General features: G+C 55.2%; 20 protein-coding genes. 7 read left to right on the top strand and 13 right to left on the bottom strand.

The window, feature by feature from the left end; all coding sequences use genetic code 11:
• Positions 1-210: 210 nt before the first annotated feature.
• The 10 genes from AB8809_RS22810 to ycjG form a co-directional block, all read right to left on the bottom strand.
• Entirely contained in the window at positions 211-1,074 is an 864-nt protein-coding gene (locus AB8809_RS22810; RefSeq protein WP_015842204.1) for a YicC/YloC family endoribonuclease, read from the bottom strand.
• 91 nt (positions 1,075-1,165) lie between these two features.
• A complete protein-coding gene (locus AB8809_RS22805) occupies positions 1,166-2,074 on the bottom strand; it encodes a LysR family transcriptional regulator (RefSeq protein WP_015842203.1) in 909 nt (302 codons plus the stop codon).
• A gap of 204 nt (positions 2,075-2,278) precedes the next feature.
• Positions 2,279-3,226 carry an isoaspartyl peptidase/L-asparaginase gene (locus tag AB8809_RS22800; RefSeq protein ID WP_349856860.1) on the bottom strand — a complete coding sequence of 316 codons (948 nt, stop codon included), beginning with the start codon at positions 3,224-3,226 and terminating at the stop codon, positions 2,279-2,281.
• Positions 3,227-3,285: 59 nt separating this feature from the next.
• Entirely contained in the window at positions 3,286-4,107 is an 822-nt protein-coding gene (locus tag AB8809_RS22795; RefSeq protein ID WP_015842201.1) for a M55 family metallopeptidase, read from the bottom strand.
• 26 nt (positions 4,108-4,133) lie between these two features.
• The gene (locus AB8809_RS22790) at positions 4,134-5,210 is read right to left on the bottom strand and encodes a P1 family peptidase (RefSeq protein WP_369986825.1); all 1,077 of its coding nucleotides are present in this window, start codon (positions 5,208-5,210) and stop codon (positions 4,134-4,136) included.
• 8 nt (positions 5,211-5,218) lie between these two features.
• Positions 5,219-6,118, bottom strand: coding sequence for an ABC transporter permease subunit (locus tag AB8809_RS22785; protein WP_015842199.1), 900 nt, complete (start codon positions 6,116-6,118; stop codon positions 5,219-5,221).
• An 8-nt stretch (positions 6,119-6,126) separates the two neighbouring features.
• Positions 6,127-7,047: an ABC transporter permease gene (locus tag AB8809_RS22780; RefSeq protein WP_014913740.1), complete on the bottom strand. Its 921-nt coding sequence runs from the start codon at positions 7,045-7,047 to the stop codon at positions 6,127-6,129.
• Between the two features lie 18 nt (positions 7,048-7,065).
• The gene (locus AB8809_RS22775; RefSeq protein ID WP_349856859.1) at positions 7,066-8,607 is read right to left on the bottom strand and encodes a glutathione ABC transporter substrate-binding protein; all 1,542 of its coding nucleotides are present in this window, start codon (positions 8,605-8,607) and stop codon (positions 7,066-7,068) included.
• An 88-nt stretch (positions 8,608-8,695) separates the two neighbouring features.
• Complete coding sequence (locus tag AB8809_RS22770; protein WP_015842197.1) at positions 8,696-10,567, bottom strand: ABC transporter ATP-binding protein; 1,872 nt, start codon at positions 10,565-10,567, stop codon at positions 8,696-8,698.
• Between the two features lie 44 nt (positions 10,568-10,611).
• A complete protein-coding gene (gene ycjG / locus AB8809_RS22765; protein ID WP_349856935.1) occupies positions 10,612-11,577 on the bottom strand; it encodes an L-Ala-D/L-Glu epimerase in 966 nt (321 codons plus the stop codon).
• Between the two features lie 444 nt (positions 11,578-12,021).
• Between ycjG and rph the strand changes: the two genes are divergently transcribed.
• Both rph and pyrE read left to right on the top strand, forming a co-directional pair.
• A complete protein-coding gene (rph, locus tag AB8809_RS22760) occupies positions 12,022-12,738 on the top strand; it encodes a ribonuclease PH (protein WP_180742057.1) in 717 nt (238 codons plus the stop codon).
• A 205-nt stretch (positions 12,739-12,943) separates the two neighbouring features.
• Entirely contained in the window at positions 12,944-13,585 is a 642-nt protein-coding gene (gene pyrE / locus AB8809_RS22755) for an orotate phosphoribosyltransferase (RefSeq protein ID WP_015842194.1), read from the top strand.
• Between the two features lie 187 nt (positions 13,586-13,772).
• Here pyrE and slmA read toward each other — a convergent pair whose 3' ends face one another.
• The 3 genes from slmA to coaBC all read right to left on the bottom strand — a co-directional run bounded on the left by slmA (position 13,773) and on the right by coaBC (position 16,197).
• Positions 13,773-14,369 carry a nucleoid occlusion factor SlmA gene (gene slmA, locus AB8809_RS22750; protein ID WP_015842192.1) on the bottom strand — a complete coding sequence of 199 codons (597 nt, stop codon included), beginning with the start codon at positions 14,367-14,369 and terminating at the stop codon, positions 13,773-13,775.
• Between the two features lie 114 nt (positions 14,370-14,483).
• Positions 14,484-14,942 (bottom strand): dUTP diphosphatase, encoded by a 459-nt coding sequence (gene dut, locus AB8809_RS22745; protein WP_349856858.1) that lies wholly within the window; start codon positions 14,940-14,942, stop codon positions 14,484-14,486.
• Complete coding sequence (coaBC, locus tag AB8809_RS22740; protein WP_369986820.1) at positions 14,920-16,197, bottom strand: bifunctional phosphopantothenoylcysteine decarboxylase/phosphopantothenate--cysteine ligase CoaBC; 1,278 nt, start codon at positions 16,195-16,197, stop codon at positions 14,920-14,922. The genes dut and coaBC overlap by 23 nt, the downstream gene beginning before the upstream one ends.
• Before the next feature lie 153 nt (positions 16,198-16,350).
• Here coaBC and radC point away from each other — a divergent pair, with 153 nt between their 5' ends.
• The 5 genes from radC to AB8809_RS22715 all read left to right on the top strand — a co-directional run bounded on the left by radC (position 16,351) and on the right by AB8809_RS22715 (position 19,740).
• A complete protein-coding gene (gene radC / locus AB8809_RS22735) occupies positions 16,351-17,016 on the top strand; it encodes a DNA repair protein RadC (protein ID WP_015842189.1) in 666 nt (221 codons plus the stop codon).
• Between the two features lie 237 nt (positions 17,017-17,253).
• A complete protein-coding gene (gene rpmB, locus AB8809_RS22730) occupies positions 17,254-17,490 on the top strand; it encodes a 50S ribosomal protein L28 (RefSeq protein ID WP_005967968.1) in 237 nt (78 codons plus the stop codon).
• Between the two features lie 11 nt (positions 17,491-17,501).
• Entirely contained in the window at positions 17,502-17,669 is a 168-nt protein-coding gene (gene rpmG / locus AB8809_RS22725) for a 50S ribosomal protein L33 (RefSeq protein WP_002442576.1), read from the top strand.
• A 221-nt stretch (positions 17,670-17,890) separates the two neighbouring features.
• Entirely contained in the window at positions 17,891-18,700 is an 810-nt protein-coding gene (mutM, locus tag AB8809_RS22720; protein WP_349856855.1) for a bifunctional DNA-formamidopyrimidine glycosylase/DNA-(apurinic or apyrimidinic site) lyase, read from the top strand.
• A gap of 50 nt (positions 18,701-18,750) precedes the next feature.
• Positions 18,751-19,740: a glycosyltransferase gene (locus AB8809_RS22715; RefSeq protein ID WP_349856853.1), complete on the top strand. Its 990-nt coding sequence runs from the start codon at positions 18,751-18,753 to the stop codon at positions 19,738-19,740.
• Positions 19,741-19,743: the final 3 nt, after the last annotated feature.

Here is a 19,743-nt window from a genome sequence, read left to right as displayed (position 1 = left end):
TTACCCGAATAACTGGCAATATTTCAATGTTTTTGCTTGTCTGATAATTTGCATTCTACTAATTATAGGGCGAAAGTATTGTTTTTTGAGAGAACACGATAATATATCCTGATATAAATAAAATTTATTTTTTTTATCGATTATGATGAAAAAGCCCGCGATATCGCAGGCTTCTTGGTTTTTTGACAGCAGGTGATTTTTCGTGAATCGTTACTCGATATTCTGAATCTGTTCCCGCATTTGCTCGATCAGTACTTTTAACTCAATAGCTGACGCGGTGACGTCGGCGTTGATGGATTTCGAGGCCAGCGTGTTCGATTCGCGGTTGAATTCCTGCATCATGAAGTCGAGGCGGCGGCCGACGGCTTCTTCTTTTTTCAGGATTTTGTAGGTTTCTTTAACGTGAGCGTCGAGGCGGTCGAGTTCTTCGGCGACATCGACGCGCTGCGCCATCAGCACCAGTTCCTGTTCCAGACGGTTATTTTCCAGTTGTACCTGTGCATCTTCCAGCTTGCTTTGCAGGCGCTCACGCTGCCAGAGCAGGATGTTCGGCATCTGGGCGCGGACTTTGACGACTTCGGCGCTGACACCCGCCAGACGCTGTTCGATCAGCGCTTTCAGCGCGTTGCCTTCGCTTTCACGCGCGGCGATGAAGTCATCCAGCGCGCCTTCCAGTGCGGTCAGCAGTTCGGCGCTGATAGCGTCCAGATCCTGCTCTTCCGCCGACATCACGCCGGGCCAGCGCAGGATATCAACTGGGTTGATTTCTCCTTCGTCGCTCTGCATTTTGACCCAGTTGGCGGCCTCAACAAGTTGCTTCGCCAGTTTCTCGTTCAGAATCAGCGCACTTTGCGCACTCGGGTCGAGCTCAAAACGCAGGTTGCATTCGATTTTGCCACGGGTCAAACGGGCGCGAATGCGCTCACGGGCGACGGGTTCGAGGCTGCGGAATTGTTCCGGTAAACGAAGATAGGTTTCCAGATAGCGCTGGTTAACGGAACGAAGTTCCCAGGCTGCGCTTCCCCAGTTGCCCTTGATTTCTCGGCGGGCGTAAGCGGTCATGCTGCGAATCATTGGTGCATACCTGTTAAGCAAATGATGAGGGGATTATAGCGTTGGGCTCCCGCAGGGGATAGAAAAAACCATCCGTGGTGTCTGTCGTGAATCAGGCGGCGTTAAGCAGGGCTTCGTTTTGTCTGGCGATGTCGCGACAGCGATTTTTCATCATCTGTTTCAGTTGCAGCGTTGCCTGTGACTGCGGGTTATCACGACGGCTGATCAGCGTGACTTCAAAAGGCAGCGGCTGGTCGATAGGGACGATTTTGAGCTGGTCGGCATAGCGGCAGGCGGTAAAGAGATCGACAATGCCCGCACCACCGCCCGCCAGCACCATGTCGGCGATCACCGAGTAGGTTTTGATATAGAGCGACGCCGCCGGCTGTAGCGCTTTGTCGCGCAGCGCACGGTGTACCACCTGACCGAGCGGGTCCTGATGCTGCATCATCAGCAGGTTGTTGTTGCACAGCCATTCCAGCGATACCGGGCCGTTTATCGGGCTATTTTTCGGCAGTAGGGCAACCATCGTGGATTGGAACAGTGGCTCAGCCAGTAGCTCAGACGGCACCTGCTGACCAAAGATCAGCGCGAAATCGAGCTGGTTTTGCAGGATGTTCTGGCACAGCGTGCTGAAGTGTTCGGTGACGAGTTCGACATTAACCGAGGCTGCTTGCTTATGAAATTCCACCAGCGTTGGCGCCACGATCATCTGCCCGAACGCGTGTGCTGCACCCAGCCGTACGGAGTGTGCCTTGCTGGTTTTGATTTGTTCGGTAAGGGAACTGATGCTTTGCAGATGGCTGAAAAGCTCCTGCACTTTCGGGATGAGGCGCAGCCCTTCTTCGGTGGCGACCATCCCCTGGGTTCGACGTTCAAACAGGGAAAAACCGAGCTGCTGTTCCGCGTGATTCAATACCCGACTGACGTTGGGCTGTGAAACGTTGAGCAAACGGGCGGCGCCGCTGATGGTGCCTGCCTGAACAATGGCCTGGAAGATTTCAATATGGCGTAATCGCATGGTTGCAGGCTCCGGCTGACGCTTTCTGGTGAGCATCGTATGAGTAATAACCAAAAAGTCTGCAATTATTACGCCAGATTATAAGGCCGCGATGAATGGTCGATAGATAAACGATGAGGGTGCGTTGTGCACCATTTTGATGCCCAATAATGGTGCGATTGCACCGATATTGGGCGATTTGGCTCTGTTTCGGCGGCTGATAGCTTAACGATAGATATCGGCGACGGGGGTTTCTCCCACGTAGCCGTAGCCGCGGTACATGCCTTCACTGTTAAACGGCAGGGCGATATTGCCCGCTTTGTCGACGGCAATCAGCCCACCGCTGCCGTCCATCCGCACCAGTTTCTCCATCACGACGCGATCGCTGGCTTGCTGTAGCGTGAGTCCGGCGTATTCCATCAGCGCCGAGACATCATAAGCGGCGACAGCACGCATAAAGACTTCGCCCGTACCGGTGCAGGAAACGGCGACCGTCTGGTTATTGGCGTAGCAGCCTGCGCCGATAATCGGGCTGTCGCCCACGCGTCCGGCCTGTTTGTTGGTCATGCCGCCCGTTGAGGTGGCTGCCGCAAGATTTCCTGCGCTGTCGAGCGCGACCGCGCCGACGGTACCAAATTTACGGTCGGGATCGATAGGGTCGCTCTGGCCGTCGTGGTCGAGAATGACGCGGCCCGCGCCTGCCTGCGCGTTATGCAACTGTTGGCGACGTTCGTCGGTGGAGAAAAATGCAGGGTCAACCCTTTCCAGACCGTGCTGTTCTGCAAATGCTTCCGCGCCGTCAGCGGTAAACATCACGTGCGGACTTGCTTCGAGAACGGTGCGGGCTGCCAGAATCGGGTTACGGATATGGCTGACGCAGCTCACCGCGCCAGCATCAAGCGAACGTCCGTCCATGATGCTGGCGTCCAGTTCGTGGGTTTCCGCGTGGGTGAAGACTGAGCCGTGTCCGGCGTTGAACAGCGGGCACTCTTCCAGCAGACGGACGGCCTCCGTCACGGCATCCAGCGCACTGCCGTTTTCGGCCAGAATGCGTTGTCCGCTGGCGACAATCTCGGACAGCTCGGCCAGATAGCGCTGTTCTTTTTCAGGGCTCATGGCCGAGCGGGTCAGCGCACCAGCGCCACCGTGGATCACAATCACGGGTTTCGTCATGCGATAAATTCTCTTTTCAGTCGGTTTACGCCTCTCTAAAAGAGGCGGATAGACCGGAATCAGTTTTGCGTTGTCGCCAGATAGGAAAACGCGCCCAGCAGGCTGGTGATTTCCCGCATGCTCTGCGCCGTATAACCTACGGTTATGGCATCCAAACGTTCAACGCTCGGCAGCAGACAGAATAGATCGGCCAGTACCGGTTTTGCCACCATCAGTTCGAGACGATAGGGCGCCTGAATCCGCGAATTCAGCGTCTGGTGGGCTTTTTCTACCGCCGCTTTTGCCGCGTCACGAATCACCTGACGCGCCTGTTCGGTGCTGAGGGATTCAGCCGCGTGCTGCGAGATGGCGCGTTTGACGCAGGCGTAGTCGGTGGCGGGGTAGTAGCGGGCGATCCAGCTCTGGAGCGTGTCGTCTCCACTGACCAACCAAAGTGGCGTCTTCTGTTCTACGCCAGCGGCAGCGTAGATGTCGCTCTCGCCCATGATTTCACCGTTGATACGCACGCGGTAGAACGCACGCCCGTTGATGGTATGCGACAGCACGCCAAACTCGCCCGCCGCGCTGTGGTAGCCGATGAACATCAGGCCGTCGAATTGCTGCTGTTCCAGCCCTTCAACCATCGAATAGCCGCGCGGTTTGCCCTGTACCAGCCGGGCGCGAGGGTCGATGTTCTCTGCGCGCAGGTTGACCATCGCCGCGTGGCTGTCGGCAACAACGACTTCTGTTGCGCCACCCGCGAACGCGCCGTCAATCGCGGCATTCACTTCCTGCTCCATTAGGCCGCGTGCCAACTGGTATTCCGCGGTGCCGGGGCTGCACTGCTCAGGGCGCATGACGCCCGCGATCCCTTCGATATCAGCAGAAATAAACACTTTCATAATCAGTTTCCTACGGAAGAATGGGCTTATGGATAAAGCGCTGCGGCCAGCCGATCCAACGCCTGTGGCAGCGTCGGGCGATGATGGCCGCGAAAACCGGTCACGGCGTCAGCCTGAAGCATGGCGTCGAGCACCGCGTGTTCGGTGGCGTCGGCGGCGGCGCTTAACAGCGGTTCAAGCTGCGCATCCTCCGGCGGCTGTGGCTGTGGGCGGGTAGAGAACGCGACGGCGATATCACCGGAACCGTGTCCCCAGTAACTGCCGAGTCGACCAAGCCCTGCGCCAGCGCGTTTGGCGATGCGCTTCAGCTGACGGGCGTCGAGTGGGACATCTGTTGCCATGATAATGATGATCGATCCGGCATCCTGCTGTGGCGCAAGCTCCGGCAGGATGGGCGCGATAGCGTTGCCCATCTGCACGCCGTCCAGCGTCAGTGAGGAAAGCGTACCGAAGTTTGCCAGCACCAGTACGCCGAGCGTGGCGTTCAATTCGGGGATCAGGCGTGATGCGGTGCCGATGCCGCCTTTCAGGCTAAAGCAGCTCATTCCGCGTCCTGCACCGACGCTGCCGCGAGCGAAGCGGTCTGCTGCACTGTCCAGCGCCTGTCGTGCCATGTGCTCTGTCACCGCCAGCGCCTGAATGTCGTTCAGCCAGCCGTCGTTGCACTCCAACGCCAGCGGGTTCACCGTCGGCAGCGTGCGACCCAGTTCAGGATTACGGGCAATGGCGTCGCGCACCAGCGTGGTAAACAGCGTGCCGGTCGCCAGCGTGTTGCTGAGCAGGATGGGCGTTTGCAGCTGTCCCAGTTCCTCAATCTGTACTAGTCCGACGGGCTTGGCGAAGCCGTTCAGCACTGCAGCGCCGCAGGGCAGAGGCTGGATGAACAGGTTCTCGCCGGGCGGCACAATCGCCGTGACGCCGGTTTGCACTTCCCCAGCCGCCAGCGTGTAGTGGCCGACGCGCACGCCTGCCACATCACTGATACTGTTCTGTGGTCCGCTAGCCGAGCGCGGCGTACCCAACTGCCGCGTCGTTTTCCAGCGTTGTAGCAACAGCGCCTGCTGCTGTTGGTGATAGTCGTTTATCTGGTGATCGCCGTGCATCGCCTTCCTCAGCTTTTCAGTTTGGGATCGAGCGTATCACGCAACGCATCCCCGAGCAGGTTAAACGCCAGCACGGTAAAGAAAATCGCGAGGCCGGGGAACACGCTGACGTGCCAGGCGCCTGCCATCATCAGGCTGCGGCTCATCGCCAGAATATTGCCCCATTCCGGTACGTCCGGTTCTGGGCCAAGGCCGATGAAGCTCAGCCCTGCCGCCGTCAGGATGCTGGTGCCGATACGCATGGTGAAATAGACGATCACGTTAGGCAGCGTACCGGGCAGGATGTGGCGCATCAGTATGATGCGATCCGGTGCACCGGCACAGCGTACCGCTTCTACATAGGCTGCCTGTTTCAGCGATAGCGTAGAGGCTCGCACGATTCGCGCGAAGACTGGTACGCTGAAGACGGCGACAGCGATAATCACGTTATTCAGGCCAGGGCCGAGGATGGCGACGACCGCAATCGCCAGCAGCATGCCGGGGAAGGCGAACAGCACGTCGGAACCGCGCATGATCAGCGTATCCACCCAGCGGCCGTAATAGCCTGCCAGCAGGCCGAGTACGATGCCGACCAGCATGCCGAGCGTGACGGAAAAGATACCGATGTATAACGAGATGCGTGCGCCGTAGATGATGCGGCTCATCACATCGCGTCCGAGATCGTCGGTGCCCATCCAGTGCGCTGCTGAAGGCGGTGAAGCCAGCGCCGTCCAGTCAGGCTCCATCGGGTTCCACGGTGCCAGCCAGGGCGCGAAAATCGCAACCAGTACCAGCAGCAGGACAAAGCCGCTGGACACCAGCGCCATTGGGTTACGGATAAAGACCTGAACGAAATCGCGCCACGGCGAACGTATCGTCTCTTCATCAAGCGTGGCTGCGGCCACGACGGGTTCGGAAGGCAGGTTCATCGTGTCTCCTAACGTAGGCGAATCGCCGGATTGACCACCGCGTACAGCAGGTCCACCAACAGGTTAATGACAATAAATTCAAACACGAACAGCATGACCAGCGCCTGAATGACCGGCTGATCCTGCGTCTTGATCGATTCAATCAGCAGCCAGCCCAATCCCGGCCAGCTAAATACGCTTTCTACCACGATGGAGCCACCGAGCAGGAAGCCGAATTGCAGCCCCAGCATGGTGATGACCGGAATCAGCGCGTTACGCATCACATGCTTCCAGGTGACCAGCCGATTGCGTAGCCCTTTGGATCGCGCGGTGCGCACGTAGTCTTCCTGTGCGACTTCCAGAAACGCGGAGCGGGTAAAGCGTGCCATGACGGCGGCTACCGAGGCCCCGAGCGTTAGCGCGGGCAGAATGATGTCGCTGGGCTGATTAAAACCGCTGACGGAAAAGACGCCGAATGGCATGGCCACAAACTGAATCAGCAGCAGGCCGAGCCAGAACGGAGGCATGGAAATTCCGCCAACCGCGAAGCTCATCAGCGTCCAGTCCTGCCATTTGCCCCGCTTGAGCGCGGATACCACGCCAATCAGCAGGCCGAGCAGCACCGACCAGACGAAGCCCGCCAGCGCCAGCCACATGGTAGGCATAAAGCTCTTGCTGATGACGTCGATGACCGGCTGCTGGGTGCGGTACGTCACACCCAGATCGCCGCTGAACAGGCCGCCGAGCCAGTGGACATACTGCTGCGGCAGTGGGTCATTCAAGCCTAACTGTTGACGAGCGGCTTCCACCGCCTCAATCGTCGCATCAGCACCCGCGTAAATACGTGCCGGATCACCCGGCAACAGCTTGATAAAACCGAACACTAACAGGGAGACCACCAGCAGAACCGGGATCATTTCCAGCAAACGTCGGACGATATAAGCAAACATGGCGTTCTCCCTGACCGATTACTTAAATTCAGCCTGATCGAAGATCAGCGAGCCGTCTGCTAGCATGTACACGCCGTCGAGGTTCTTGGTTTTACCGACAATGTTGTCCGGTGTACCCAGGAAGACCACAGGCGCGTCCTGCCAAATCTGGCGCTGGGCGTCAGCGTAAGCGGCGGCACGTTTGTCAGCATCGGCGGTGGCCAGGCCGGCGGTAATCGCTTTATCTGCTACCGGGTTGCTGTAATAGGAGACGTTGTACGCGACCGGCACCCAAGACTCGGTGGCGAACAGCGGACGCAGCGCCCAGTCGGCATCACCGGTGGATGGAGACCAGCCGTTGTAGAACAGGTCAAATTCGGCATCTTTCGGATCTTTCACGCCAAACAGTTTGGCGTTACGCATCCCGGAGTCCATCGGTGTGACGGTGACTTTGACGCCAACCTGCTCTAACTGTTGTTTGAAGAACTGCGCGCTGCGGATGTAGTCGGTGCGGTTCGTCGTCCACAGTTTCAGGTTCAGGCCGTTGGCATAGCCGGCTTCTTTCAGCAGCGCCTTAGCTTTCTCTGGGTTGTAGGTGTAGTTAGGTGAGGTTTGACGCGCGAAGAACTGCACGTCCGGTGCCATCGCGGATGTAGCAGGAACGCCCATACCGGCAAAGCCCACTTTCAGCCAGATGTCGCGGTTGATGGCGTAGTTAAGCGCCTGACGCACGCGGATATCGTTCAACGGCGGACGCAGGTTGTTCATCGCCAGCCAGAATTGATAGATGCTCGGGTCGCGCTGAATCGCCAGCTTGCTGTCGCTTTGTACGGTGGCGATCAGATCGGAAGGCAGCGGATACACGGCATCAACCTGACCGGATTTCAGTGACGCCACGCGGGTGGAATCTTCCGGCGTCGGGTAGAAGGTCACGCTGTCGACTTTCGGCCAGCCTTTCTGCCAGTAGTTGTCGAATTTTACCAACTTCACGTCTTTACCCTGCTGCCATTCGGTGAACTTGAATGGACCGGTACCGACCGGGTGTACGCGCAGCTGTGCTTCGTCTGGGTATTTCTTCAGGGCTTCCGGGCTGTGCATGACGGCAGACGGGTGCGCCAGCGTGTTCACAAAGGCACCGAAGGATTTGTTCAGCTCGATTTTAACCTGCGTCGGCGACAGCACGGTGACGGTTTGCACCATGTTAAACAGGCTGTTGCGCTTCAGACCTTTGCTCTGATCGGCCAGACGGTCGAGGTTGGCTTTAACGGCGTCGGCGTTGAACGGTGCGCCGTCCTGGAAGGTGATGCCTTCACGCAGCGTTACGACGAATTCGGTGGCGTTATCGTTACTGGTGTAGCCCGTCGCCAGACGCGGTACCAGCTTCATTTTATTATCGAACTGGAACAGACGCTCGAAGATGCCGCTCTGAATGGAGTAGCTCAGCGTGTCCGAGGTGTCGTGTGGGTCGAGCCCGGTGATGTCGGCATAGATAGAAATGCGAAGGTCTTGCGCCTGGGCAACAGCCGCCAGACACAGTGAGAGCCCGAGGGCAACGGCAGAGCGGCGAACAAATGGCTTCATGGTTATCTCTCCTGGTCAGCAATTAACGTGTGTTGTGTTTATCAATATGTCGTGTTTTTTCGCTATTCTTTTGTAACTACATCGTGTTTCAGGCTGCCGATTCGTTGTCGGCGACCCAGTGCTGCGGCGCGACCTCTCGGTAGCGCGTTTTGGCGACGGTCTCACCTGCTTTACGCAAAGGAGAGGGGATTTCGCTGTCGTCAAACTGGCGTGTACCGCGACGCGTTGGATCGGCAATTGGAACTGAGGCCAACAGGCGGCGGGTATACGGATGCTGCGGATCGTTAAACACCGACTGGCGCGGGCCGATCTCCACAATCTGGCCTAGGTACATCACCGCGACGCGGTTGGCGATGCGCTCAACAACGGCCATATCGTGCGAAATGAAAATCCACGACACGCCGGTTTTCTTCTGGAGATCCATCATCAGGTTGACGACCTGTGCCTGAATCGACACATCCAGCGCTGAAACGGCTTCATCAGCAATGATGACCTGCGGCTGTAGCGCCATCGCGCGAGCAATCGCGATACGCTGACGCTGCCCGCCGGAAAATTCGTGCGGATAACGGCGTGCGTGCTCAGGCAGCAGGCCGACGCTTTTTAGCAGCGCCTGCACCTGTGGTGTCGCTTCTTCCAGTGATTTCACCAATCCGTGGAGCAGCAGCGGTTCGGCGATGGTAAAGCCGACAGTCAGGCGCGGATTGAGTGAGGCATACGGGTCTTGAAACACCATCTGCATTTCCCGACGCAGCGGCTGGAAGTCACGCTCTTTCATCTGGGAAATTTCGTTGCCCTGAAAATGGATGCTTTCGGCTTCGCTCTGTACCAGACGTAGCAGGGCGCGTCCGGTGGTGGATTTGCCACAGCCACTTTCCCCAACGATAGCCAGCGTTTCGCCCGGCCAGACATTAAAATCGATCTGTTCTACCGCGTGAACGTGGTGAGTTACGGTGGACAAAATCCCGCTGCGCATCGGGTAATAAACCCGCAGCCCGCGAATATCTAACAGCGGCTCGGCGTCATAGCGTGCGGTGACCTGTTCAATATTCTCTGGGTCGGCAGCCTGCCCTAGCAGTGGGAAACGCTTCGGCCAGAGGCTGTCGCGCATGTCGCCCAGTTTCGGTACCGCGGCCAGCAGTGACTGGGTATACGGGTGCTGTGGTGCGGCAAAAATCTGTTCGACGGTGCCTTGCTCCACGATTTCGCCGCGATACATCACCACCACGCGATCGGCGATTTCCGCTACCACGCCCATATCGTGCGTAATAAACAGCACCGCCATGTCGCTCTGTTGTTGCAGGTCGCGCAGGATTTGCAAAATGCGCGCCTGCACGGTGACGTCCAGCGCAGTGGTCGGTTCATCGGCAATCAGCAGTTGTGGGTCGCAGGCCAGCGCCTGTGCGATCATCACGCGCTGGCGCATCCCGCCGGACAGCGAGTGCGGGTAGCTTTTCATCACACGGTCGACATCCGCGATACGGACCTTGTGCAGCAATTCACGGGCTTTTTTGTCCGCGCTGGCGGCATCGCAGATCTTATGGTCAAGCAGCGCTTCGGTGAGCTGGTCGCCGACTTTCAGCACCGGATTGAGCGAAGTCATCGGTTCCTGGAAAATCATGGCGAGATCGCGACCACGCAGCTTGCGGCGTGCTTCCGCTTTCATGCTCAACAGATCATGCTGCTGGCCGTCGCGTGCGGTAAAACGGAGCGCGCCGCGTTCGATGTTGGCAGAGTCCGCCAACAGCCCCATCACGGTGAGTGACGTCACGGACTTGCCTGAACCACTTTCGCCGACCACGGCGACCACTTCCCCTTTATTGACGGTAAAGGAAATGCCTTTTAGCGCCTGATGCGTGCCGGAACGGCCGCTAAAGCTGACGCTCAGGTCGTCGATTTCCAGCACAGGTCTGGGGGCGTTACCGGGTGCTGTGGCGGCACCCGCGTGCATGATATCCGTCATGGTCACTCCGGTTGAGGGTTGTAGGGTTACTGCGGTTGAGGACGTCATAGCCAGATTCGGCCAAGGTTATAGGTCAGATAAGGCGAGCTGTCGGCGGCCAGCCAGATAGGACCATCGAGATCGACATGTTCGGCATCGGCAGCGACGGGTAGGGCGGCTTCCATCGCCATTGATGAGCCCAGCGTACAGCCGACCATAATGCGCAGGCCGTGAAAGTGAGCCTCACGCACCATCGCCAGTGCTTCGGTCAGCCCGCCACACTTGTCCAGCTTGATGTTGATCATGTCGTAACGACGACGCAGCCCGACGATATCACCGCTGTGGCGGCAGCTTTCATCCGCGCAGATGGGAATCGGGTGGGCAAAACGCTGTAAATCCTCGTCTTTACCGACAGGCAGTGGTTGCTCAATCATGGCGACCTGATAGGGCAGCAGCGCCGTGGACAGGCTATGTAAATCCAGCCCGCTCCAGCTCGCTCTCGCGTCGATAATCAATCTGGCGTTGGGCGCGGCGGCACGAATGGCGGCGACTTTCTCCAGAATCAGTTCGCGATCCAGTTTAATTTTCAGCAGCAGTGCGCCGTGGGAAACAGCATTGGATGCGGCGGCGGCCATTTTCTCCACGCTGTCGAGCGCCAACGTTTGCGCACAGACCATGGAAGTGGGGGGATGAATATCGAGGCGCTGCCACAGCGTCTGTTTTTCCAATGCGGTATTGAGCCGCCACAGCGCGCAGTCCAATGCATTTCTGGCTGCGCCCGGCGCTAAGTCTTTCTGGAGTTGTTCGATGGTCAGGCCGTGTTCGATTGCCTCACGGATCGCAGAGAGCTGGTGACATACGCTGTCGGCGGACTCACCATAATGGGCGAGCGGCGTACATTCGCCTTGCCCAATAAATCCTTTTTCTTCCAACGCGACGCGGATAACGGTAATCGCGCGACGCGTACCGTTTTCAGCCGCCATAGGACGGGCTAGTGGCAGATTGACGGTTTCAATTTGCATATGCCGCATCATGATTTGTTCTCATCAACGCTCAGGGGATGAATGGACTATTTCATGATGCATCATCACTGACGAATACTTGTTTATGAGTAGGGTATAACCTGAGGTTATGGCATAAGAATAAGGTATGGCTGGTGACGAATTAATCGCTTCTGTTGCAAATTTATCGCGGCTGGCGCAGGGTAAGATTAGGCAGCGCGCGACGAAAACCGTATATACCCGTCATACTTCAAGCTGCATGTGCGTTGGCTTCCCTTAAATACTCGGCCCGTCGTGGGCCTCGCCCTGAAGAGCCGCTGCAAACAGCGTTCAAATCTGCTCCCGACAGATTTGTCACCCCAGTCACTTACTTTTGTAAGCTCCTGGGGACTCGTGCGGTTGCCATCTTCCTGCAACTCGAATTATTTAGTGTATAATGCGCGCCAGTTTTCATTGACCCGCCGGAGATGAGCCATGCGCCCAACAGGCCGAAGTGCACAGCAAGTACGCCCCCTTAAATTGACCCGTCATTACACGAAACACGCCGAAGGTTCCGTTTTAGTCGAATTTGGCGACACCAAAGTGTTATGCAATGCCACGGTAGAAGAGGGTGTTCCGCGCTTTCTGAAAGGCCAGGGGCAAGGATGGGTTACCGCCGAATACGGCATGCTGCCGCGCGCGACGCACAGCCGTAACGCCCGTGAAGCCGCCAAAGGCAAGCAGGGCGGGCGGACGCTGGAGATTCAGCGCCTGATTGCGCGCTCCCTGCGTGCAGCTATCGACCTGAAAGTGCTCGGCGAATACACCATTACGCTCGACTGCGATGTATTGCAGGCGGACGGCGGTACGCGTACGGCGTCCATCACCGGTGCCTGCGTGGCGCTGGCCGATGCGCTGAACCAGATGGTGGCCAACGGCAAGCTGAAAAAGAACCCGATGAAAGGCATGGTCGCCGCGGTTTCCGTCGGCATCGTGAACGGCGAAGCGCTGTGCGATCTGGAATATGTGGAAGATTCCGCCGCTGAGACCGACATGAATGTGGTCATGACCGAAGACGGTCGCATGATTGAAGTGCAAGGGACCGCCGAAGGCGAACCGTTCAGCCATGAAGAATTACTCTCCCTGCTGGCGTTAGCCCGAGGGGGAATCGATACCATCGTTCAGGCGCAGAAAGCCGCCTTAATCGATTGATTTTATAAGCGACCAATTGGTCGCTTTTTTATACCCGTCATACTTCAAGCTGCATGTGCGTTGGCTTTCCTCGCTCACCCCAGTCACTTACTGGTGTAAGCTCCTGGGGACTCACTGCGTCGCCGCCTTCCTGCAACTCGAATTATTTAGGGTATATATAAATGACCAACAACATGATTAACCCGTAAGACGAGGAGATGCAGTAATGAAAGCCTACCAGCGCCAGTTTATTGAGTTTGCACTCAGCAAGCAGGTATTGAAGTTCGGCGAATTTACCCTGAAATCCGGGCGCATCAGCCCCTATTTCTTCAATGCCGGGCTGTTTAATACCGGGCGCGATCTGGCCTTACTGGGGCGTTTTTATGCGGAAGCGCTGGTTGATTCCGGTGTAGAGTTCGACCTGCTGTTTGGACCAGCTTACAAAGGCATTCCAATTGCTACCACTGCGGCGGTAGCGCTGGCAGAACATCACGATCGCGACCTGCCATACTGCTTTAACCGCAAAGAAGCCAAAGATCACGGCGAGGGCGGCAGTCTGGTCGGCAGCCCATTACAGGGTCGCGTGATGCTGGTGGACGACGTGATTACGGCGGGGACGGCGATTCGCGAATCGATGGCAATCATCAGCGCACATGGGGCAACGCTGGCGGGGGTCATGATTGCGCTGGATCGTCAGGAGCGCGGTCGCGCTGATTTGTCTGCGATTCAGGAAGTGGAGCGCGACTATCAGTGCAAGGTGATTTCGATTATTACGCTGAAGGAGCTGATTGCCTATCTGGCGGAAAAACCAGAGATGGCGGCGCATCTGGATGCGGTGAAAGCCTATCGTGAGCAGTTCGGGGTTTAACAACGGTGTGAGTCAGGAGCCCGCCAGCGATGTCTGTCGGGTTCTTATACCCGTTATACTTCAAGCTGCATGTGTGTTGGCTGCGTTTAGTCACCCGAATCACTTACCTGAGTAAGCTCATCGGGATTCCCTCTCTTGCCGCCTTCCTGCAACTCGAATTATTTAGGGTATAAATTAAGGATGGTGCTTAGTTCAGCTGTGCGGCCAGCAGCGGCCAGCGGGTGTCGAATTCTTGCGTTGGGCGATAGCGGAATTCAGAGCGAATGAAGCGCGACAGCATCCCTTCGCAAAACGCTAACAGCTGGCTAGCCAGCAGCGTTTCGTCATGCTGGAAGCCTTTACCATCACGTAGCTTATGCTCGCGTAGCACCTGACGAAGCTGTGATTCAATGCGCTCAAACAGCTGGTTGATGCGATCCTGTAAGCGATCCTGTTCAAACATCAGCGCGTGACCGGTCATGATGCGAGTCAGACCGGGATTGCGTTCCGCAAACCCTAAAATCAGCAGCAAAATCAGACGAAGACGATTAAACGTTTCTTTTTCGTCTTGCAGAATCAGGTTAATGCGGGTGGTCAGGCTATCCTCAATAAATTCAATCAGGCTATCAAACATCCGCGTTTTACTGGGGAAATGTCGGTAGAGCGCCGCCTCGGACACGCCGACGTTCGCTGCCAGTTTTGCCGTGGTGATGCGTTGGCTGCCGTCGCTGGATTCCAGCATTTGTGCCAGCGCCTGCAAAATTTCCTCGCGGCGGTTCCTTTTCGTACTTTCTTTTTCTGCCATGTCTGAAAAGACCCTTGCTAAATATTTGACTGACAAGCACCCGGTAGCGCCACAGTCGCAATAGCACGCTGTGGCTTATATGAATTTTTTACACTATGGGGTGGCTGGAGCGCGTTAGCTACGGCCAGAGTGGCCGAAGCCGCCTTCTCCACGTTCGCTGCTGATGAAATCTTCGACCAGATTAAATTCGGCCTGCACGACGGGCACAAAGACCATCTGTGCGATACGCTCACCCGGCTCCACCGTAAACGTTTGTTGACCACGGTTCCAGACGGAAACCATCAGTTGCCCCTGATAGTCCGAATCAATCAGCCCAACCAGATTCCCCAGCACCACGCCGTGTTTGTGGCCTAGGCCGGAACGAGGAAGGATGACCGCCGCCAGCCCGGTATCGGCAATGTGAATCGCCAGTCCGGTTGGAATCAGGGTCGTTTCCCCTGCTTTGAGTTCAATCGCCTGATCCATACAGGCACGCAGATCGAGCCCGGCAGAACCCGGAGTGGCATAGGTTGGTAACGGGAATTGTTGCCCAACGCGTGGGTCAACAATCTTAACGTCGATTTTTTTCATCATAACGGCTGATAATCTCGTCGATTAATTTTTGGCCAAGAAGACGTTTGTCGCACTGCGGCAACGGCATGTCTCCATCGTGCCAAAAAAGGTGTAACGCATTGGTTTCACTGTTAAAACCATGCCCGGAAAGAGAGACGTTGTTCGCGCAAATCAGGTCCAGCTTTTTACGTGCCAGTTTTTGCCGGGCGTATTCTTCCACATTCTGGGTTTCGGCAGCAAACCCGACAACATAAGGACGATTTTTCGTCATGGCTGCGACACCGGCGATAATATCTGGATTTTTGACCAGAGTGAGAGTCATTTCATCGCCCTGCTGACTCTGTTTTTTGATCTTCTCATCGGCGATATGTTTGGCGCGATAGTCGGCAACCGCAGCGCAACCGATCACAATGTGTTGCTGTTCCGCATGTGCCATGACCACGTGTTCCATCTCCAGCGCGCTGCCGACGTCAATACGTGTGACGCCCTGCGGCGTGGCGAGCGAAACCGGACCGCTTACCAGAGTGACATTTGCGCCACGGGCAGCCGCGGCCTGCGCGATAGCAAAGCCCATTTTTCCGGAGCTATGATTGGAGATAAAGCGAACCGGATCCAGCGCTTCTCTCGTTGGCCCGGCGGTGACCAGAATGTTCAGATGTTGCAGATCGTTGATGGCAGAAAAATGACGCTGCGCTAACCCGACAATCTCCAGCGGGTCAATCATGCGGCCCGGCCCAACGTCGCCACATGCCTGGCTGCCGCTATCCGGTCCCCAGATCGGTAAACCGCGAGCGGCCAGCGTGCGCAGATTGTCCTGCGTGGGCTCCGCGCGATACATCTGTTGATTCATCGCAGGGACAACCGCGATAGGGGCGGATGTCGCCAGACAAATCGTGGTCAGCAGGTCGTTTGCCATGCCCGCAGCGACGCGGGCGATCAGATCGGCGGTGGCAGGAGCGAGAATGACTAAATCAGCCCATTTCCCCAGCTCGATGTGACCCATCGAGGCTTCCGCCGCAGGGTCGAGTAGGTCGTCTGATACTGGGTAGCCGGAGACGGCTTGCAGCGTGAGCGGGGTGATGAAAGCTTTAGCGGCAGATGTCATGACAACCCGTACATCAGCTCCAGCGTCGCGCAGGCGCCGCACCACTTCTGGGCACTTGTACGCGGCGATGCCGCCGCTGATACCCAGCACGATTCGTTTGCCGGAGAGTGCATTCAGGCTGGAAAATTCCGTCATCATCATGGTCCGATTGAAAGTCAGAAGATGCGCCATTTTACCATAACCTTGCAGCCAGATAGGAATCTTAAGGTTGTCGCTGTTGCTTCCCTAAGAAGATTGCGAAGCGCCTCGCAGCCTTTTAGTACCGCTATCGTCCTGTTTTTACGAGCGTGACATGATGACATCGAGCGGTATAGGGAGAGTGCGATGGGCTGGGAAAAGGGATTGGCACCGCGTGAAAAGCTGGTGCGTTTAGGGGCTGAATCGCTGACGGATGTCGAATTGCTGGCGATTTTTTTACGCACTGGGCTACCGGGCGTACATGTGATGCAGCTGGCAGAGGATTTGCTGGTGCAGTTCGGATCGTTATATCAACTGATGACGGCCGATCAGTCCGCATTTCGTACCGCCAAAGGGGTGGGAATATCAAAATATACGCAAATCAAGGCGATTGCGGAGCTATCGCGTCGGCTATTTTTCTCTCGTCTGGCGAAAGAGGATGCGATGCTGAATCCTCAGGCGACAGGTCAATATCTGCAATTATTGCTGTCCCGGCGTGAGCGTGAGGTTTTTTTAGTTCTGTTTTTGGACAATCAGCATCACGTTATTCGCCATCAGGAGATGTTTGTTGGTACGATTAACAGCGTGGAAGTACACCCGCGTGAGATTGTACGTGAAGCGCTAAAGGCTAATGCCGCCGCGCTGATTCTGGCGCATAATCATCCGTCGGGAAAAGCGGAGCCGAGTCAGGCTGACCGTGCGATAACCGAACAGATTGTTAAGGCCTGTCTGTTAATGGAGATCCGCGTGCTCGATCATTTGGTGATTGGACATGGCGAATACGTTTCTTTTGCCGAGCGCGGCTGGATTTAACAGATATTTCCGCGATCCAATGGGATCTTTAGCTGTTCGGGACTTGAGCACTTACGCTTCAGAGCGTATACTACGCCACCTTTGAGAATCTTGGGTGTGGCGTTAAGAGCCTATCTCAGCAGGTTTATCCTGATGACAGAGTCTTTTCAGTGAAGTTGCTGAGATGGGCTCTAAAGCCTGACGAGGCGGCCAAACCCTATACGAAGCTCGAGCTGATTTGATTTTTGGAGAATAGACATGTCCCGAGTCTGCCAAGTTACTGGCAAGCGTCCGGTGGCCGGGAACAACCGTTCCCACGCACTGAATGCGACCAAACGCCGTTTTCTGCCGAACCTGCATTCACACCGTTTCTGGGTTGAAGGCGAGAAGCGCTTTGTAACACTGCGTGTATCTGCTAAAGGTATGCGTGTTATCGATAAGAAGGGTATTGAGACGGTTCTGGCCGATCTGCGTGCCCGTGGTGAAAAGTATTAAGGAACTGAATCATGGCTAAGGGTGTTCGCGAGAAGATCAAGCTGGTTTCTTCTGCTGGTACTGGTCACTTCTATACCACTACGAAGAACAAACGTACTAAGCCGGAAAAATTGGAACTGAAGAAATTCGATCCAGTTGTCCGTCAGCACGTTGTCTACAAAGAAGCTAAAATTAAGTAATTTCTGCTTCTTGATAAAAACCCGGCCTTGGTCGGGTTTTTTTTCGTCATGTGCCAGCTAGCGTGTCGATTTGGTTTAACTGTTATGTGGTAAATACTGCGGGTAAAATTAAAATACGCCGGCAGTGACCCCGTTTCCCGTCGTATCCCCTGTCTTACGGATTGTCACAGAGGGTATCCTGTTGCTTATGCTAATGTAGCCACCTTTATCAGGAGACGCACATGCCTGAATTACCTGAGGTTGAAACCAGTCGTCGGGGAATTTCACCGTATCTTGTCGATCACACCATTCTGTATGCTGAGGTCAGGAACACGCGCCTGCGCTGGCCGGTGTCGGGTGAGATCCTCTCGCTGAGCGATGAGCCGGTGCTGAGTGTGCGTCGGCGGGCAAAGTATCTGCTGATTGAACTCACGCGTGGTTGGATTATTGTGCATCTCGGCATGTCTGGCAGCCTGCGAGTGTTGCCGGAATATAGCGAGCCGGAGAAACACGATCATGTTGATTTGGTGATGGACAGCGGTAAGGTGCTGCGTTACACCGATCCACGACGTTTTGGTGCCTGGCTGTGGACGGATAATCCAGAAACTTGCTCGGTCTTGGCGCATTTGGGGCCGGAGCCGTTAGAGGCGGAATTCTCCGCAGATTATCTCTATCAGGCCTCACGCGGCAAAAAGACGGCAATCAAACAGTGGATTATGGATAACAAAGTTGTCGTTGGCGTAGGCAATATCTACGCGAGTGAATCGCTGTTTGCTGCTGGCATCCACCCTGACAGAGCGGCCGGATCGTTAAATGAAAGCGACGCAGCCGTATTAGTGAGCGTGATTAAACAGGTGCTACAGCTTTCGATTGAGCAGGGCGGCACGACGCTACGCGACTTTTTGCAATCTGACGGTAAACCCGGCTATTTCGCGCAGGAACTACGAGTCTATGGCCGCAATGGTGAACCGTGCCGGACATGTGGAACACCCATCGAAACCGCGAAACATGGGCAGCGCAGTACGTTTTTCTGTCGCCGCTGCCAGAAGTAATACTATTTTTCAGTTTTATAGACTAAATATAAAAAATCTCAGAGGGAATTATGAGTCGTGTGGATATTAGCGTCATTGTTCCGATATATAACTGTGAAGAGTACATCAAGACTCTTTTTTTGTCGTTGCTTGCTCAGGAAAATGTCTCTTTTGAAATTATTGCGGTCAATGATGGTTCCACAGATGGCAGCCTGGTGAAATTGAATGAGATAGGCAAGTTGGCTACGAATTTGATTATTATAAGTCAGGAAAATAGAGGACTATCTGAAGCGAGAAATACAGGAATTCGGCACGCGAATGGAGAGTGGATTGCATTCGTTGATGGCGATGACTGGTTGGAAAAAGGTACGCTATCGACATGGCTTGAAAACGTTAAGGAACAACGTCTCGATCTATTGATAGGTAACGGTTTCAAGTTTAGTGAAAATCCTGAGCAAGAAATAAAAGAACCTATTCAGACGAAGCAGCCATGGGGTGAGGTAATCAGCGGGGATGAATGGATTATTCGCAGTGTAAAACATAACGAATGGTGCCACTTTGCATGGTTGCAGCTAATACGCCGCGATATCATTTTACTGAATGAGTTAAAATTTATTCCAGGCATGATGCACGAAGACATTCTATGGACAGCGAATTTAGCGTTGTTAGCCAAGCGAGTCGGTTTCTGTGAAAATATGAGTTATGGTTATCGCGTTGGCAATACGAATTCGATCACAAAATCATCATCCATTGAGAAAATAACACGTAGGGCAAGTAGCTATATTGACATCATGCAGGGTCTGATCGCTCTCGCTACTCGGAAAAAAGATAACGTTATTTTAAATAAAGCGCTAATTCGCCATGCGAATCGAGAGAGTCGTCATTTCTTTGGTCTGTTGCGTAAAAAAATATCATCGCCTGCTATCCGACAGCAACTATCTGAGAAATTTATCTCTACGGGGATGGGCGGCAATTTATTTAAAGGAATGACGTCATTTAATGATTTTTGGTATGCCCTGCGTTTTTATTTTACGGTTTATCAATACTCAAAGAAAAAATGATTC

Source organism: Pectobacterium aroidearum (genome assembly GCF_041228105.1).
In the GTDB taxonomy this organism is placed as follows: domain Bacteria; phylum Pseudomonadota; class Gammaproteobacteria; order Enterobacterales; family Enterobacteriaceae; genus Pectobacterium; species Pectobacterium aroidearum.
The sequence above is the reverse complement of the archived record's forward strand: the minus strand, read 5'-3'. Positions and strand labels throughout refer to the sequence as shown.

What these genes read in the sequence shown, in the direction of transcription:
- ycjG (WP_349856935.1), bottom strand. Translation starts at nt 11,577, where the DNA reads ATGCGGCATATGCAAATTGAAACCGTCAATCTGCCACTAGCCCGTCCT.
- AB8809_RS22795 (WP_015842201.1), bottom strand. Translation starts at nt 4,107, where the DNA reads ATGAAAGTGTTTATTTCTGCTGATATCGAAGGGATCGCGGGCGTCATG.
- AB8809_RS22810 (WP_015842204.1), bottom strand. Translation starts at nt 1,074, where the DNA reads ATGATTCGCAGCATGACCGCTTACGCCCGCCGAGAAATCAAGGGCAAC.
- rpmB (WP_005967968.1), top strand. Translation starts at nt 17,254, where the DNA reads ATGTCCCGAGTCTGCCAAGTTACTGGCAAGCGTCCGGTGGCCGGGAAC.
- rph (WP_180742057.1), top strand. Translation starts at nt 12,022, where the DNA reads ATGCGCCCAACAGGCCGAAGTGCACAGCAAGTACGCCCCCTTAAATTG.
- radC (WP_015842189.1), top strand. Translation starts at nt 16,351, where the DNA reads ATGGGCTGGGAAAAGGGATTGGCACCGCGTGAAAAGCTGGTGCGTTTA.
- AB8809_RS22790 (WP_369986825.1), bottom strand. Translation starts at nt 5,210, where the DNA reads ATGCACGGCGATCACCAGATAAACGACTATCACCAACAGCAGCAGGCG.
- AB8809_RS22770 (WP_015842197.1), bottom strand. Translation starts at nt 10,567, where the DNA reads ATGACGGATATCATGCACGCGGGTGCCGCCACAGCACCCGGTAACGCC.
- mutM (WP_349856855.1), top strand. Translation starts at nt 17,891, where the DNA reads ATGCCTGAATTACCTGAGGTTGAAACCAGTCGTCGGGGAATTTCACCG.
- pyrE (WP_015842194.1), top strand. Translation starts at nt 12,944, where the DNA reads ATGAAAGCCTACCAGCGCCAGTTTATTGAGTTTGCACTCAGCAAGCAG.
- rpmG (WP_002442576.1), top strand. Translation starts at nt 17,502, where the DNA reads ATGGCTAAGGGTGTTCGCGAGAAGATCAAGCTGGTTTCTTCTGCTGGT.
- slmA (WP_015842192.1), bottom strand. Translation starts at nt 14,369, where the DNA reads ATGGCAGAAAAAGAAAGTACGAAAAGGAACCGCCGCGAGGAAATTTTG.
- AB8809_RS22785 (WP_015842199.1), bottom strand. Translation starts at nt 6,118, where the DNA reads ATGAACCTGCCTTCCGAACCCGTCGTGGCCGCAGCCACGCTTGATGAA.
- AB8809_RS22800 (WP_349856860.1), bottom strand. Translation starts at nt 3,226, where the DNA reads ATGACGAAACCCGTGATTGTGATCCACGGTGGCGCTGGTGCGCTGACC.
- AB8809_RS22715 (WP_349856853.1), top strand. Translation starts at nt 18,751, where the DNA reads ATGAGTCGTGTGGATATTAGCGTCATTGTTCCGATATATAACTGTGAA.
- AB8809_RS22775 (WP_349856859.1), bottom strand. Translation starts at nt 8,607, where the DNA reads ATGAAGCCATTTGTTCGCCGCTCTGCCGTTGCCCTCGGGCTCTCACTG.
- dut (WP_349856858.1), bottom strand. Translation starts at nt 14,942, where the DNA reads ATGATGAAAAAAATCGACGTTAAGATTGTTGACCCACGCGTTGGGCAA.
- coaBC (WP_369986820.1), bottom strand. Translation starts at nt 16,197, where the DNA reads ATGGCGCATCTTCTGACTTTCAATCGGACCATGATGATGACGGAATTT.
- AB8809_RS22780 (WP_014913740.1), bottom strand. Translation starts at nt 7,047, where the DNA reads ATGTTTGCTTATATCGTCCGACGTTTGCTGGAAATGATCCCGGTTCTG.
- AB8809_RS22805 (WP_015842203.1), bottom strand. Translation starts at nt 2,074, where the DNA reads ATGCGATTACGCCATATTGAAATCTTCCAGGCCATTGTTCAGGCAGGC.